This window comes from Limimaricola cinnabarinus, from assembly GCF_047631075.1.
Lineage (GTDB): Bacteria > Pseudomonadota > Alphaproteobacteria > Rhodobacterales > Rhodobacteraceae > Limimaricola > Limimaricola cinnabarinus.
In genome coordinates, this window is the sequence record NZ_JBLHYX010000006.1 from 21,136 (window position 1) to 36,273 (window position 15,138).

General features: G+C 68.7%; 11 protein-coding genes. 6 read left to right on the forward strand and 5 right to left on the reverse strand.

From position 1 onward, the window contains the following. Positions 1–110 precede the first annotated feature (110 nt). Positions 111–893, forward strand: a complete 783-nt coding sequence (locus ACJASC_RS06465) for a gamma-glutamyl-gamma-aminobutyrate hydrolase family protein (RefSeq protein ID WP_415144536.1) — start codon at positions 111–113, stop codon at positions 891–893. 72 nt (positions 894–965) lie between these two features. Here the strand turns inward: ACJASC_RS06465 and ACJASC_RS06470 are convergent, their stop codons facing one another. From ACJASC_RS06470 to ACJASC_RS06480, 3 genes are all read right to left on the reverse strand, one after another. Continuing rightward, positions 966–4,289: an error-prone DNA polymerase gene (locus tag ACJASC_RS06470; RefSeq protein WP_415144538.1), complete on the reverse strand. Its 3,324-nt coding sequence runs from the start codon at positions 4,287–4,289 to the stop codon at positions 966–968. Between the two features lie 4 nt (positions 4,290–4,293). After that, entirely contained in the window at positions 4,294–6,144 is a 1,851-nt protein-coding gene (locus tag ACJASC_RS06475) for a Y-family DNA polymerase (RefSeq protein ID WP_415144540.1), read from the reverse strand. A gap of 156 nt (positions 6,145–6,300) precedes the next feature. Then, positions 6,301–6,933, reverse strand: a complete 633-nt coding sequence (locus ACJASC_RS06480) for a hypothetical protein (RefSeq protein ID WP_415144542.1) — start codon at positions 6,931–6,933, stop codon at positions 6,301–6,303. A gap of 233 nt (positions 6,934–7,166) precedes the next feature. Here ACJASC_RS06480 and ACJASC_RS06485 point away from each other — a divergent pair, with 233 nt between their 5' ends. Next, on the forward strand, positions 7,167–8,492 hold the full coding sequence (locus tag ACJASC_RS06485; RefSeq protein ID WP_415144544.1) for a cytochrome-c peroxidase: 1,326 nt from the start codon (positions 7,167–7,169) through the stop codon (positions 8,490–8,492). A 64-nt stretch (positions 8,493–8,556) separates the two neighbouring features. Here the strand turns inward: ACJASC_RS06485 and kynU are convergent, their stop codons facing one another. Next, positions 8,557–9,750 (reverse strand): kynureninase, encoded by a 1,194-nt coding sequence (gene kynU / locus ACJASC_RS06490; RefSeq protein ID WP_415144546.1) that lies wholly within the window; start codon positions 9,748–9,750, stop codon positions 8,557–8,559. A gap of 102 nt (positions 9,751–9,852) precedes the next feature. Between kynU and ACJASC_RS06495 the strand changes: the two genes are divergently transcribed. From ACJASC_RS06495 to ACJASC_RS06510, 4 genes are all read left to right on the forward strand, one after another. Continuing rightward, a complete protein-coding gene (locus ACJASC_RS06495) occupies positions 9,853–10,299 on the forward strand; it encodes a methyltransferase family protein (protein ID WP_415144548.1) in 447 nt (148 codons plus the stop codon). Between the two features lie 103 nt (positions 10,300–10,402). Further along, positions 10,403–11,974, forward strand: a complete 1,572-nt coding sequence (locus tag ACJASC_RS06500; RefSeq protein ID WP_415144550.1) for a Re/Si-specific NAD(P)(+) transhydrogenase subunit alpha — start codon at positions 10,403–10,405, stop codon at positions 11,972–11,974. A 12-nt stretch (positions 11,975–11,986) separates the two neighbouring features. Then, positions 11,987–13,486, forward strand: coding sequence for an NAD(P)(+) transhydrogenase (Re/Si-specific) subunit beta (locus tag ACJASC_RS06505; protein WP_415144552.1), 1,500 nt, complete (start codon positions 11,987–11,989; stop codon positions 13,484–13,486). A gap of 83 nt (positions 13,487–13,569) precedes the next feature. Then, positions 13,570–14,469, forward strand: a complete 900-nt coding sequence (locus ACJASC_RS06510) for a DMT family transporter (RefSeq protein WP_415144554.1) — start codon at positions 13,570–13,572, stop codon at positions 14,467–14,469. A gap of 1 nt (position 14,470) precedes the next feature. Here ACJASC_RS06510 and ACJASC_RS06515 read toward each other — a convergent pair whose 3' ends face one another. After that, complete coding sequence (locus tag ACJASC_RS06515; RefSeq protein WP_415144556.1) at positions 14,471–15,019, reverse strand: pseudouridine synthase; 549 nt, start codon at positions 15,017–15,019, stop codon at positions 14,471–14,473. Positions 15,020–15,138: the final 119 nt, after the last annotated feature.

The window sequence follows — 15,138 nt, forward strand, 5'->3', positions numbered from 1 at the left end:
GTGCCTTTATTGACGGCAGATGTGCGCGCGGTCCGGATCTCTCGGGCCGCGCGATGCTTTTCAGGGGGCGTCGGGCTGTATATCTGTACGGGGAAGCAACCGGAGCGATCATGACCCGTCCTGTCATTGGCATCATCGGCAACAACCACGTCATCGACGGCCATTACGTCACTCATGGGGGCGGCGCGATGAACTCTTCGGCCGTGGCGCAGGTGGCAAAGGGCCTGCCGCTGGTGATCCCCGCCGACCCCAAGCTCGTCTCGGTCGGAGACCTTCTGGAGACCTGCGACGGCTTCCTGCTCACCGGCGGGCGGCCCAACGTGCACCCGGATGAATATGGCGAGGAAGAGACGCCCGCGCACGGGGCCTTCGACCGTTCGCGCGATGCGATCACGCTGCCGCTCGTGCGGGCCTGCGTCGAACGGGGGCAGCCGTTCATGGGCATCTGCCGCGGCTTTCAGGAGGTCAACGTGGCGATGGGCGGCTCTCTTTTTCCCGAGATCCGCGACCTGCCGGGGCGGACCAACCACCGCATGCCCCCCGACGGCACGCTCGAGGAAAAATTCGCGCTGCGCCACGTGGTGACGTTGAGCGAAGACGGCCCGTTCCATCGGCTGTTCGGCGCGCGCGAGGTGATGACCAACACGCTGCACGGGCAGGGGGTGAACAAGCCCGGCCGCCGCATCGTCATCGACGGTCATGCGCCGGACGGCACGCCGGAGGCGCTTTATGTCGAGGGCGCGCCGGGCTTCACGCTTTCGGTGCAGTGGCACCCCGAATGGAACGCCGGGGCCGATCCGGTCTCTAGGCCGCTGTTCGAGGCTTTTGGCGCAGCGGCACGTGACTGGGCGGCGAAAAAGCAGCCCATGGAAGCGGCACGGCGCAGCGCCTGAGCGGTTCGGGGGGCTGCCCTGCCTCTCACCCATTCCCGACTACGCAAATCCCGCCGCGACCCGCGCGCCCTCTTAATGAAAATCCCGGCTCTTCGGGACGATTCGCGCATTGCGCGGATGCCCGTTGTCGGGCGCGCCGGTGCCGCGGGCCGAGCCCTGCACCGGGTTCTTCACCGCGTCGGCGTGGCTCAGCGGCGGCACGAAGCTCCCCGGCGCGAGACGCGTGAGCGCGTCCGAGCGGTCTTCCAGCCGCTGCGCCACGAAATGCACGATCTCCACGTCGCGCTGCACATAGCCTTCGGCCACCAGAAGCCGCGCCTGCATCACCACGCGGCGGAACTGCGCCATGACCTTGGGCCAGACCACGAGGTTGGCGGCCCCGGTCTCGTCCTCCAGCGTGATGAAGCACACCCCCTTGGCGCTGCCCGGCTTCTGGCGGATCAGCACCAGCCCGGCGAGTTTCAGGCGACGGCCCTGAGGCGCCCGGCTCAGATCGGCGGCGCTGACATAACCCTGCGCGGTCAGGCTGCGGCGCAAAAACGCCATCGGATGCGCCTTCAACGACAGGCGCAGTGTCTGGTAATCGGCCACCACCTGCTCGCAAACGGGCATGGCCGGGAGCGGCACCGGCACCTCCGCGCCCTCGTCGCGCGCCTCGCGAAACAGCGGCAGGTCGGGCGCGTCCCTGAGCCCGCGCGCCTCCCAGAGTGCCTGCCGCCGATCGAGGAACATCGAACGCATCGCATCCGCCGCCGCCAGCCGCCGGATCGCCGCCGCGCTCACCCCGGCGCGGGACTGGAGATCCTCGGGCGTCTGATAGGGGGCGTCGCGCGCGGCCACGATCCGCGCCGCCATCTCGGCGGCCAGCCCGCCGATCATCCGCAGCCCCAACCGCACCGCGAAGCCACCCGAGGAGATCGGCTCGAGCGTGCAGTCCCATTCGGACATGTTCACATCGACAGGCCTGACCTCGACCCCGTGCTCGCACATGTCGCGCACGATCTGCGCGGGCGCATAGAAGCCCATGGGCTGCGAGTTCAGCAGCGCCGCGCCGAAGGCGCCGGGAAAATGGCATTTCAGCCATGACGAGACATAGACCAGATGCGCAAAGCTCGTCGCGTGGCTTTCGGGAAACCCGTATTCGCCAAAGCCCTTGATCTGCTCGAAGCAGCGCGCCGCGAAGTCCTCGCCATAGCCGCGCGCCACCATCCGCCCGACCATCTTCTCCTGCAAGAGCGCGATGGTCCCGCGCGAACGGAAGGTGGCCATGGCCTTGCGCAGCTCGTTTGCCTCGGCAGGCGAAAACCGCGCCGCGTCGATGGCGATCTTCATCGCCTGCTCCTGAAAGATTGGCACGCCAAGCGTCCGGCCAAGGATCGACTTCAGCTCCGAAGGATCGTGCGGATGGCCGGGCGAGGGGTATTCCACCGCCTCCTCGCCCGCGCGGCGGCGCAGATAGGGGTGCACCATGTCGCCTTGAATCGGGCCGGGGCGGACGATGGCGACCTGGATCACGAGGTCGTAGAACGAACGCGGGCGCAGCCGCGGCAGCATGTTCATCTGCGCCCGGCTCTCGACCTGGAACACGCCGAGGCTGTCGGCGCGGCACAGCATGTCGAAGACGCGCGGGTCCTCGCGCGGGATCGAGGCGAGATCCTCGCGCCGCCCCCAATGCGCGGCGATCAGGTCGAGGCCCTTGCGGATGCAGGTCAGCATGCCAAGTGCCAGGATATCGACCTTGAGGATGCCCAGCGCGTCGATGTCGTCCTTGTCCCACTCGATGAAGCTGCGATCGGCCATGGCGCCGTTGCCGATCGGCACGGTCTCGGTCAGTAGGCGTTCGGTCAGGATGAAGCCGCCGACATGCTGGCTCAGGTGACGCGGCATCCCGACCATCTGTCCCGCGATCAGCAGCGCCTTGCGCAACAGCGGATCATGCGGGTCGAGTCCGGCCTCGCGCACGTTCTCCTCTTCGATGCCGCTGCCCCAATGGCCCCAGACCGTCTTGGCCAGCGCGCCGGTCACGTCTTCGGACAGGCCCATCACCTTGCCCACCTCGCGGATCGCGCTTCGCGGGCGGTAATGGATCACCGTGGCGCAGAGGCCGGCGCGCTCGCGGCCATACTTGGCATAGATGTGCTGGATCACCTCCTCGCGGCGCTCGTGTTCGAAATCCACGTCGATGTCGGGCGGCTCCTTTCGCTTCTCGGAGATGAAGCGCTCGAACAAAAGCTGGTGCTGCGCCGGGTCGACCGCCGTAATGCCCAGCACGAAGCACACCGCCGAGTTCGCCGCCGAACCGCGCCCCTGGCACAGGATCGGCGGGCTTGCCGTTTCGCGCGCGAAACGGATGATGTCGTGAATGGTGAGGAAATACCGCGCGATGTCGAGCCGCCCGATCATCGCCAGTTCCTTGTCGAGCACGGCGCGGGTCGCGGACGGAATGCCCTCGGGCCAGCGCGCCTGCGCTCCCTCCCATGTCAGCCGCTCCAGATAGTCCTGCGGGCTGCGTCCTTCGGGAACCACCTCGCGCGGGTACTCATAGGCCAGTTCCTCAAGGTCGAAACGGCAGGCATCGGCGATCTCACGCGTGGCGCGGATCGCGTGTGGCCATTCGGCAAAGAGCCTCTGCATGGTCTCGGGCGACTTCAGGTGCCGTTCGGCATTGGGCAATAGGCGCGGCCCAGCCTCTGCCAGCGCCACGCCCTCGCGGATGCAGGTCATCACGTCCTGCAGCGGACGGCGTTCGGGCGCGTGGTAGAGCACGTCGTTCGTGGCCATCAGCGACAGCCCGGCGGCGCGGGCATGGCGGTCGAGCGCATTGATCCGGGCGCGGTCGTCGCCGCGGTAGAGATGTGCGGCCGCGATATGGGTGAGACCGGGCAGGCGCCGCAACAGGCGGGGTAGGGCAGCCTCAAGCGCGCTTGGGTCCTCGGGCGGCACGAGGGTCAGGCGCAACCCCTCGGCATGATCCGCGAGATCGTTCAGGGTGATGTCGCAGATGCCCTTCTTCTGCCAGCGCCCCTCGGGATCGCGCATCTTGCCCTTGGACAGCAGCATCGAAAGTCGCCCATAGGCGGCGCGATCGGTCGGGTAGGCGAGGAAGACCTCGCCCGAGACCAGCGCGAGCCGCGCGCCGATCACCGGCCTCACATTGACGCGCTTGGCCGCGACATGCATCCGCACCACCCCGGCCAGCGTGTTGAGATCGGCGATGCCCAGCGCGTCGTAGCCTTGGCTCCAGCCCTGCACCGCGAGGTCCACCGCGTCGGAGGCCCCGCGCAGGAAGGAAAAGCACGAGGCGAGGCCCAGTTCGACATAGGCCGATGCCGTGTTGGGCGGAAACTCCGCCTCGGGGGCGACGTTGCGGCGGGGATGTTTCTCGATCTCGGGCATGGCGTCACGCAAAGGCGCCGTGGACGAACCAGCGCGGCTCGGCCCCGCGCCCGTCGCCCAAGAGCCCTTCGCGGTAGAGCCAGAACCGCCGCCCGGTGTGATCCTCGATGCGGAAGTAGTCGCGTAGCCGCGTGCCGGGCCTGTCGCGCCACCATTCGGGCGCGATCCGCTCGGGTCCGGCAAAGCGCGCGACGCGCAACCGCTGGCGGCGCCAGACGAATTGCGCGGGCGGGCCTTCGGGCACGGCATAGAGCACGCGCACCTCCTCTGGCGGCTCGAACAGCCGCAGGGGGCGATCGGGACGCGGCACGAAGCGGTGCGGCGTCACATGCAGCGCCGGAAGCCAGAGCACCTGACGCTCGGGGATATGGCTCGGCGCGGGCAGGGGGCGGGTCAGGGCGCGCACCCCGAAACGGGCCGAGAGCCGGTCGATCAGCCGCGCGAGATCGTCGGCGTCGTCGGCGGCGCCATCGAGGCGGCGCTGCCGGGTGGGCAGGGCCTCGGCCACCAAGGCAGCCAGTGTGATCAGGTCGAAACCGAAGCCCGGATCGAGCCCGTCGAGGCGCCCCTCGAAGAGCCGCACCATGTGCGCGGGATCGCGGGTCGGCTGCGATGTCGCGGCCTGCGCCTGCGCCACCTCTCCATCGATGCGGTAGAGCGCCAGCGCGAGGCGGCGCGCGCCGAAGCCCGCCGCTACCAGCCCGGCACAAAGCTCCTCGGCCAAGGCCGGCAGATGCGGCACCGGGTCGATCACGGGTTCGGGCAGGCGGGCCTGCACGGCAAAGCGCGGCGGATCGTCGGGGCTGTCGATCGGTTCGGGTGTGCGGCCCGAAAGTTGATCGAGCCGCAAGAGAGGATCGGTCTCGGGCAACCCCGCGCGAAACCGCCGCGCGAGCGAAAGGCGCGGCACGGCGCGCAGCGCGCCGATGGTCGAGAGGCCCAGCCTGTCGAGCGTCTGCACCGTCGCCGCGCCGAGCCGCAGGGCCGCGGCGGGCAGGGGATCGGTGTGCGCCGTCAACTCCTCGGGGCCGCAGATCGCGGGCGCGAAGCGCGCCAGAGCCCAAGCCGCGCCGCGCGTCGGCGCGATGGCCATGCGGGTGGTGAGGCCAAGGCCTGCGAGCCGGGCTTCGATCTCCGCCCGCATCGCCGCATCGCCGCCCCAGAGGTGGTCCGAGCCGGTGACATCCATGACCAGCGCGTCCGCCCCGTCCACCGCCGTCCACGGACACCAGCGCCGCGCCCAGAGCATCAGCCGGGCGAGCGCCGCCGCATCGGCGCGCGGATCGGCGAAACGGGTTTGCAGTTGGGGGCAGATCGCGCGCATGTCGACGACCCGAGCGCCGGGGGCGAGGCCCAGTGCCTGGGCGACGTCATTCACCGCGTGGATCACCGGGCCATGCGGTCCTTCGAGCGCCAGCGCCAAGGGCGTGCCCTTGGGCAGGACCTTGCCGCGACGCGCGGCCTGTGCCTGCCAGCGTTCGATGGCAAAGCGCGGCAGGTGCAGCGACAGGATGCGCCGGGCCACTGCCGCGTCGCCCGTCGCGTCGATGCCACCGCCGGGCAACGCCGTCACCGCCGCACCGCGTACCTGCTCGTGCGGCGCACGAGACCCGGCCCGCCGGCTCGGGATGCCGACGGGGGTGAAGCTCTCCTCGTGCACCGGTTGGTCGCTCGCGGACTTGTCGGGCGCGGGCGGTGCCGTGTCGATCCGCCCGGCTGCCGGGCCGCCCTGCACGGCCTGCCGCAAGGCCTCGGTCGCCTGTGCGAGCTGGCGCGGGTCGGCGGCGCGGGGCCGGGGCAGGGATGCCGAAGGCGCGGGAAAGGCGAGGACGGGCAGCTTGTCCCCGCCGCTCATCGTCGTCCGCCCGGGGCGAAAGGGCCGAGGCCCCCTTGGGGGCATGGCGGTGCCTCCGGCCGTTCCCCCCAAGGGACCCCTAGGGCCATATCCATGCGCTTGGTCTCACCGATCCTCGAAGACGCATGATGCGGCGCTGGCGACCGGGTACCCGGCTCAGGCCATGGCGCGCGCTGCCTCTGCCGCTTCCATGCCGACGGCGTGGCCGAAGACCAGATCCTTGCCCTGCGGGTCATGGCCGGCCACCCAACGCCCCGGCGCGCGCCAGCGCGCGCGAAACAGCTCGGCGCTCCATAGCGGGGCACCCGGCGCGCGGGTGTCGTCCGGCATGGGGCGCGCAGGCAGCGCCCCCAGACGCCATCTTTCGCGCGCGGCGCTCAGCTCGGGCAATGCGCCGCGACGAATGAGCCATGCGGGCACAGCATGCGCCTCCGAGCGTAGCGCCAGACGCTTGGTCGCGGTGAAATCGACCGCCGGTGCCGTGCCCCAAACCTCGCCGATCACCCCGCCAAGGCCCGGACACCCCAAGCCCTGTTCCATGGCCCAGAGCACGTCGATGGCGCGCGAGACCTGAAGATGCAGGACCTCGCAGGTCCCGAGACCGGGCGGAAAGAGCCGCCCCGCCTCGCGCAGCGACAGCCGATCCTGTATCCACAACACCGGCCCCTTGGCGGCCTCGAGATGCGCCAGCGCGAAGGCGGGAGCTGCGGCATCGACCGCCGTCTCTGGAAATATCTCCGACAGGGTGGGCTGGCGCAGCGTTGCGGGGCGGCGCGACAGTGTTTCCACAGATGTGGCAGGAACGGCAGGGCATGAAGCGGGGGGCGACCACGTCACGGGTTCTCTCTACAAATCAATGTTCTTACTTTGTTCTAGTGCGCGTTCCTGCCTGCGTCAAATGCTGTCTGCGTCATTGCGCCGCGTCCGCGCTTTGTGATGCCTCTGCGCCGCCTGAAACGTGGGGACGCCATTGCGCGGCCTGCGGCGCTGCGGCAACTTCGCCCGCGGGAGAGGGAGACTTCATGAGACAGATGACAACGCGTCTTGCTGCGCTGACGGCCTTGTTCTGGACCGGCGCGGCCCTCGCGCAGGAGCTGCCCGCGCCGCTCGACGACGCCGCATGGCCCGCAGTGAACCAGGATGAGGCGGCGCTGGGGCGGTTGCTCTTCTACGACCCGATCCTGTCAGGCAACCGCGAGGTGTCCTGCGCCACCTGTCATCACCCGGCCTTCGGCACCTCGGACGGGCTGTCGCTGCCCTTGGGCGACGGCGGGCACGGCATCGGGCCCGCCCGCGCGATCGACCTCGAAAACCCGCCAGAGCAGCGGGTGCCGCGCAACAGTCAGGCGCTGTGGAATGTCGGTGCGCGGGACTACGTCTCGATGTTTCACGATGGCCGGGTCGAACTGGACCCTTCGGCCCCGGGCGGCATGCGCACGCCGCTCGATGCGGACATGGTCGAGGGATTCGCCTCGATGCTGTCGGCGCAGACTATGTTTCCAGTGCTGAGCCCCGACGAGATGGCCGGGCATTACAGCGAGAACGAGGTGGCGCAGGCGGTGCGGCAGGGACGGCTCACCGGGAAGGGCGGGGCGTGGGATCTGATCGCGCGGCGCGTGGCGGCACATCCGGATTATGCCAGGCGCTTCGACGCGGTCTACGGCCTTGCGCCCGACGAGATCGGCTTCACGGACATCTCCGACGCCATTGCCGCCTTCATCACCTTCGAGTTCCGCTCCGACACCAGCCCCTTCGACGCACGGCTGCGCGAGGGGGTGCCGCTGCCGCCCGAGGCCGAGGCGGGGCTCGCGCTGTTCTACGGCCCGGCAGGCTGCGCCGAGTGTCATGCGGGTCCGTTCCAGACCGATCACGGCTTTCACGCGATGGGCGCGCCGCAGGTCGGCCCGGGCAAGGGCGCACGGTTCGAGACCCATGCGCGCGACGAGGGGCGGTTCCGGGTAACGGGCCGTGCCGGGGATCTCTATGCGTTTCGCACGCCGAGCTTGCGCAACGTGGCCCTGACGGCTCCTTACGGCCATGCCGGGAGCCACGCGACGCTGCGCGGTTTCGTGGCCGATCATGCCGATCCGGTGACCGCGCTGGGCCGCTATGACCGGGCGCAGGCGGTGCTGCCGCGCATGGAGGTGACGGATTGGCGCATCCTTGACGACAAGGCGGAACGCGAGGCGATCGCGGCAGCGGTGACGCGCCCTGCGGTGACGCTTGATGCAGGCGAGATCGACGCGCTGGTGGTATTTCTGGGCGCGCTGACCGATCCGGTGGCCACCGAGGGTCGGCTGGGCGTACCAAAGGAGCTGCCCAGCGGCCTGCCGGTCGCGATGCCCTGATCCATCGCCGCTGCGATGCCGAACTCTCCGCCGGGGGAGTATGCGCCTTCGCGGAGGGATGACCTCAGGTCACGGCGGCGCGGGCGTGGAATTCGGGGCGGTCCCAGGACCCGTTGCGCAGGATCGCGGCCAGCACCTCGACCGCCCGGTCGATGTCGTTCTCGTCGATATAAAGCGGCGTGATGCCGAAACGCAGGATGTCGGGCGCGCGGAAATCGCCGATCACGTCTTGGGCGATCAGAGCCTGCATTACCGCATAGCCCTGTGGGTGGCGAAACGAGACCTGGCTGCCGCGCGCGGCATGATCGCGCGGGGTGGCGAGGGCGAGGTCGGGGCAGGCGGCCTCGACGCCCGCGATGAAACGGTCCGAGAGCGCCAGCGAGGCGGAGCGCAGATCGGCCATCTCGACCCCGTCCCAGATGTCGAGCGCCGCCTCCAGCGCCGCCATGGCCAGCACGGGGGGCGTGCCGACGCGCATCCGCGCGATCGCCGCGCCGGGACGGTAGCCCGGCTCGAAGGCGAAGGGATCGGCATGGCCGAGCCAGCCCGAGAGCGCCGGTTGCACCTGATCGATCAGGCGTGGGGCGACATGGATGAAGGCGGGCGCGCCGGGACCGCCATTGAGGAACTTGTAGGTGCAGCCCACTGCGAAATCAGTGTCGGCCGCGGCCACGTCGACATCGACCGCCCCCGCCGAATGGGCGAGATCCCAGATCGCCAGCGCGCCTGCCTCGTGCGCTCGGGCGATGAGCGCGGGCATGTCGTGACGCCGTCCGGTGCGGTAGTCGACCTCGGTGATCATCATCACTGCGACATCCTCGTCGATCGCGGCCTCGGCTTCTTCGGGGGCCACGACGCGCAGCTCATGACCGCGCCCGAGCTGCTCGATCAGTCCTTGGGCCATGTAGAGGTCCGACGGGAAGTTGCCGCTGTCGGTGAGGATCACGCGGCGGTCGGGGCGCAGCGCAAGCGAGGCGGCAAGCGCCTGATGCACCTTGATCGACAGCGTGTCGCCGAGCACGGTGCTGCCCTCGGGCGCGCCGATCAACCGGCCGATCCGGTTACCGAGCTTGGCTGGCTGGTCCATCCATCCCGCCTTGTTCCAGCCGGTGATCAGCATCTCGCCCCATTCGCCGGTCATCGCGCGCGCCATGCGCGCAGGCGCGGCGGCGGGCAGGGGGCCAAGCGAGTTGCCGTCGAGATAGGTGACGTCCGGAGGCAGGTCGAACAGCGCCTTGGTGGCTTGGAAGTCGTTCATCTCGGCGCTCCTCCTCTTGTCGGCCCGAGAAGTTGTGGCAGCACGGCTGCACTGGTGCAACAGCGCGTGACAGCGCCCCGACGGCAGGGCAGAAGAGGCGGCATGTACTGGATCGATTTTCCCCCCGCTTGGACCGCTTACGGAGTGCTCGCCGCGTGGGGCCTGTCGCGGGTGGAGCCGGGCTGGCTCGGCTTCGGGCCGTATCACGTGGCGCTGGGCGCGGTCGTCATCGCGACGGGGCTCGGTTTGATGCTCTGGGCGAGCGTCACGATGCTGCGCCACCGTACGCAACTCATGCCGCGCCGCGACGCGGCGGCGCTGGTCACGACCGGGCCGTTCCGCATCTCGCGCAACCCGATCTATCTCGGCGACCTGTTGCTGCTGGCAGGCGGTGCGATGATCTTCGACGCGCCCTTGGCGCTCGTGCTGGTGCCGGTGCTGGCCGCGATCCTGCAAAGCCGTTTCATCGAGCCTGAGGAAGCGATGCTGCGCAGGACTTTCGGTGCGGACTTCGAAAGCTGGGCCACGCGCACTCGCCGTTGGCTGTAGCCGAGGCATGACGCGGCGGCAGCAAAGTCTGCCGCTGCCCTTGTGCAACATTCTTTCCCCCGCTACTCCTCTCGCAACCGCAGAATGACCGGAGGGGACGGGCGTGAGGATCGGGGCACCGAGGGAAATCCATGACGGCGAGGCACGGGTCGCGATGACCCCGGCTTCGGCGAAAGATCTGCAGAAACTGGGGCATGAGTGCCTGATCGAGGCCGGGGCCGGCGTGGCCGCGGGCTTTACCGACGCGGCCTATGAGGCGGCGGGGGTCACCGTCGTCGCGGATGCCGAGGCGCTGTGGCGCGAGGCCGAGATCGTCACCAAGGTGCGGCCGCCGCTCGACGAGGAAATGGCAAGACTGCGCGAGGGGCAGACGCTGATCTCGTTCTTCTATCCGGGCCAGAACGCCGAAAGTTTGGGCCGTGCCAAGGATGCGGGCGCCACCGTCGTCGCGATGGACATGGTGCCGCGCATCTCCCGCGCGCAGAAGATGGACGCGCTGTCATCGATGGCCAATATCGCAGGCTACCGCGCGGTGATCGAGGCGGGCTCCAACTTTGGCCGCTTCTTCACCGGCCAGGTAACCGCCGCCGGCAAGGTACCGCCCGCCCGCGTGCTGGTGATCGGCGCGGGCGTCGCCGGCCTCGCCGCGATCGGCACCGCGACCTCGCTGGGCGCGGTGACGCTGGCTTTCGACGTGCGCCCCGAAGTGGCCGAACAGATCGAGAGCATGGGCGCCGAGTTCGTCTATCTTGATTTCGAGGACACGCAGGACAGCTCCGCGACGGGGGGCTACGCCGCCCCCTCCAGCCCCGAATTCCGTGAAAAGCAGCTTGCCAAGTTCCGCGAGCTCGCCCCGAATGTCGACATCGTCATCTCGACCGCGCTGATCCCGGGCCGCGACGCGCCGGTCTTGTGGACGGCTGACATGGTCGAGGCGATGAAGCCCGGCTCGGTGATCGTGGACCTCGCCGCCGAGCGCGGCGGCAACTGCGAGCTCACCGTGCCCGAGGAGAAGTTCGTCACCGACAATGGCGTGACCATCGTCGGCTACACCGACTTCCCCAGCCGCATGGCGGCGCAGGCTTCGACGCTCTATGCCACCAACATTCGCCACATGCTGTCGGACCTGACCCCGGCCAAGGACGGCGTCGTCAACCACAACATGGAAGACGACGTGATCCGCGGCGCGACCGCGACGCATGAACGCGAGATCACCTTCCCGCCGCCCAAGCCCAAGACCGCTGCCATCGCAGCCGCCCCCAAGAAGGACAAGCCGCGCGAGTTGACGGTCGAGGAAAAGCGCGCCAACGAGGTTACGGCCTTCAAGAAGCAGACCAAGGACCAGATCGGCCTGCTCGCGGGCGGGGCGCTTGTCATGCTGCTGATCGGTGCTGTCGCGCCCGAAAGCTTCATGAGCCACTTCATCGTCTTCGCGCTGGCCTGCTTCGTCGGCTTCCAGGTGATCTGGGGCGTGGCGCATTCGCTGCACACGCCGCTGATGGCTGTGACCAACGCGATCTCGGGGATCGTCATCCTCGGCGCGCTGCTTCAGATCGGCTCGGGCAACTGGCTGGTGGTGTTTTTGTCGTTCATCGCGGTGCTGATCGCCTCGATCAACATCGTCGGCGGTTTTCTGGTCACGCGCCGGATGCTCGCCATGTTCCGCAAGTCGTAAGGGGGCCGGATCATGAGCATCGGCATCGTTTCGGCCGCCTATATCGTCGCGGCCATTCTCTTCATTCTCTCGCTCGGGGGGCTGTCGAACCAGGAAAGCGCCAAGCGCGCGGTCTGGTACGGCATCGCGGGCATGGCGGTGGCGGTCTTCGTCACCGTGTTCGGCCCCGGCGTCCACAACCTCTTTCTGATCCTGATCGCCATCGCGGCGGGCGGCTTTGCGGGCTGGATGGTCGCGGGCCGGGTGCAGATGACGGAAATGCCGCAGCTGGTCGCGGCACTCCACAGCTTCGTCGGTCTGGCCGCGGTTTTCATCGGCCTCAACGCCGACATCATGCTGCACGATATCAACACGCTTCTGGTGATCAACGGCCTCGATCGCGCGGCGCTGGCGCTGCTCGATCCGAACGAGCTTCTGGAAGCGGGGGGCGGCTTCTTCGGCGACCTCACCGGCTTCGGCAAAAAGCTGGCGCTGAAGGATGCGACCGAGATCGGCATCCTCAAGGTCGAGGTGTTCTTGGGCATCTTCATCGGTGCCGTGACCTTCACCGGTTCGGTCGTGGCTTTCGGCAAGCTCGCCGGCAAGGTCGACGGCAAGCCCAAGAAACTGCCGGGCGGCCACATGCTCAACGCCGCGGCGCTGGCGCTGTGCCTCGCCCTGGGGCTTCTCTACCTCACGGGCGCGGGCATCTGGACCATGGTGCTGGTGACGCTCATCGCGGGCTTCATCGGCTGGCACCTGATCATGGGCATCGGCGGCGCCGACATGCCGGTGGTGGTGTCGATGCTCAACTCCTATTCGGGCTGGGCGGCGGCGGCGATCGGCTTCACGCTGGGCAACGACCTGTTGATCGTCACCGGCGCGCTGGTCGGTTCCTCGGGCGCGATCCTCAGCTACATCATGTGCAAGGCCATGAACCGCCGGTTCGTCTCCGTGATCCTGGGCGGCTTCGGCGGCACGTCGGGCCCGGCAATGGAGGTCGAGGGCGAACAGATCGCGATCGATTCCGACGGCGTGGCCCAAGCGCTCGAAGATGCCGACAGCGTGGTAATCATCCCCGGCTATGGCATGGCGGTGGCGCAGGCGCAGCAGTCGGTCTCGGAACTGACCCGCCGCCTGCGTGCGCAGGGCAAGACCGTGCGTTTCGCGATCCACCCGGTCGCGGGGCGTCTGCCCGGCCACATGAACGTGCTGCTGGCCGAGGCCCGCGTGCCCTACGACATCGTCATGGAGATGGACGAGATCAACGACGACTTCCCGCAGACGGACGTCGCCATCGTCATCGGCTCGAACGACATCGTGAACCCGGCGGCGCAGGACGACCCCAACTCGCCCATCGCCGGGATGCCGGTGCTCGAAGTCTGGAAGGCCAAGCAGGTCTTCGTGTCCAAGCGCGGTCAGGGCACCGGATATTCCGGCATCGAGAACCCGCTCTTCTTCAAGGACAACACCCGCATGTTCTATGGCGACGCCAAGAAGTCGCTCGACGAGCTGCTCACCAAGATCGCCTGATCCAGGTCACATCGAAGAAAGGCCCCGCCCTGTGCGGGGCCTTTCGCGTTGTAGCGGGTCCCCATCCGGGGAATGATCGCGTCATGGCTGAACATTCCCCCCTGAACGGCATCGGCCTGCGCCTGCTGGCCGCGTTTCTCGCCACCGCGATGTCGGCAATGGTGGCGGTAGCGACGCGCGAGGTGGGGCTGGGGCAGATCGTGTTCTGGCGCTCCGCCGTCGCCCTGATCCCGATCTGCGCCTACATGGCGCTCTGCCGCGAGTTTCCATCCGCCATCGCCACGCGCCGCCCCGGCCTGCACCTGACGCGCAGCCTGTTCGGGGCGCTGTCGATGGCGCTGTCCTTCGTCTCGCTCGCCTACCTGCCGGTCGCCAACGCGCAGGCGTTGGGCTATCTCGCGCCGGTCCTGACGCTGCCTCTGGCGGCACTTGTGCTGGGCGAGAGGATCGGGCCGGGCGTCTGGGTCGCGGCTGCTCTGGGCTTTGGGGGTGTTCTGGCGATGCTGGGATCGGCGCTTGAGGCACCGGGGCAGGGCGCGCTGATCGGGGTCGCGGCGGGCTTGGGCTATGCGGTGACGATGGCTTTCGTGCGGGTGCATATCAAGTCGATGACCGCGAGCGAGCGGCCTTCGACCATCGCCTTCTGGTTCGCGGCCGTCTCGGCGCTGGCCGGGCTGGCGACATGGCCCTTTGGCTGGGAGATGCCTTCGGCACAGATGCTGGGATGGCTGATCGGTGCGGGGCTGACCGGCGGGCTGGCGCATGTCGCGGCGACCGAGGCGGTGGCGCGCGCGCCTGTCGGCGTACTGGCACCGTTCGACTTTACCGGGCTGGTCTGGGCGTTGATGTTCGACGCGGTGCTGTTCGGCGTGATGCCCGACGGGCTGGGCATGCTGGGCGTGGCCGCGATCACCGGCGCGGCGGTGATGGTGACCTTGGCCACTTGGCGGCCAGGGGCCGGTTCGGCGCGCCGCGCAAAGTGAGCTAGGCTCCGATCTCGCGCCATTCCCCCGGCGCCAGCCCATCAAGCGCCCAGTCGCCGATGCGCCATCGCACCAGCCGCAGCGTCGGGAACCCGGCGGCGGCGGTCATGCGGCGGACCTGCCGGTTGCGCCCTTCGCGGATCGCAATCTCGATCCACCTGTCGGGAATCGACTTGCGCATACGCACCGGCGGGTCGCGTTCCCATAATTCCGGCGTCTCGATCAGGCGCGCGCGGGCGGGTAGCGTCGGCCCGTCCTTGAGCGGCAGCCCCCGGCGCAGCGGTTTCAGATCGGCCTCGGTTGGTGCGCCCTCGACCTGCACGAGATAGGTCTTTTCCATCTTGTGTTTCGGGTCCGAGATCAGCGCCTGCAGCCGCCCGTCATCGGTGAGCAGCAACAGCCCCTCGCTGTCGCGGTCGAGACGCCCGGCGGGATAGACGCCGGGGCGGTCGATGAACCGAGACAGCGTCGCACGCGGCGAGGGGCTCTTGGCATCGGTGAACTGCGACAGCACGTTCATCGGCTTGTTGAACAAAACGAGACGCGGCATGGGGGTCCTTGGGCTAGTGCCAAAGCCCTATAGAACAAGGGGAAGGCGCATGCAAAACCGATCGCGAAAAAATCGGGCGCTATGCAAGATTACCCCTTGATCCGACTCGGGCTTTGCCC

Coding starts and splice junctions, on each gene's coding strand:
- ACJASC_RS06465 (WP_415144536.1), top strand. CDS start 111: ATGACCCGTCCTGTCATTGGCATCATCGGCAACAACCACGTCATCGAC.
- ACJASC_RS06470 (WP_415144538.1), bottom strand. CDS start 4,289: ATGCCCGAGATCGAGAAACATCCCCGCCGCAACGTCGCCCCCGAGGCG.
- ACJASC_RS06475 (WP_415144540.1), bottom strand. CDS start 6,144: ATGAGCGGCGGGGACAAGCTGCCCGTCCTCGCCTTTCCCGCGCCTTCG.
- ACJASC_RS06485 (WP_415144544.1), top strand. CDS start 7,167: ATGAGACAGATGACAACGCGTCTTGCTGCGCTGACGGCCTTGTTCTGG.
- kynU (WP_415144546.1), bottom strand. CDS start 9,750: ATGAACGACTTCCAAGCCACCAAGGCGCTGTTCGACCTGCCTCCGGAC.
- ACJASC_RS06495 (WP_415144548.1), top strand. CDS start 9,853: ATGTACTGGATCGATTTTCCCCCCGCTTGGACCGCTTACGGAGTGCTC.
- ACJASC_RS06505 (WP_415144552.1), top strand. CDS start 11,987: ATGAGCATCGGCATCGTTTCGGCCGCCTATATCGTCGCGGCCATTCTC.
- ACJASC_RS06510 (WP_415144554.1), top strand. CDS start 13,570: ATGGCTGAACATTCCCCCCTGAACGGCATCGGCCTGCGCCTGCTGGCC.
- ACJASC_RS06515 (WP_415144556.1), bottom strand. CDS start 15,019: ATGCCGCGTCTCGTTTTGTTCAACAAGCCGATGAACGTGCTGTCGCAG.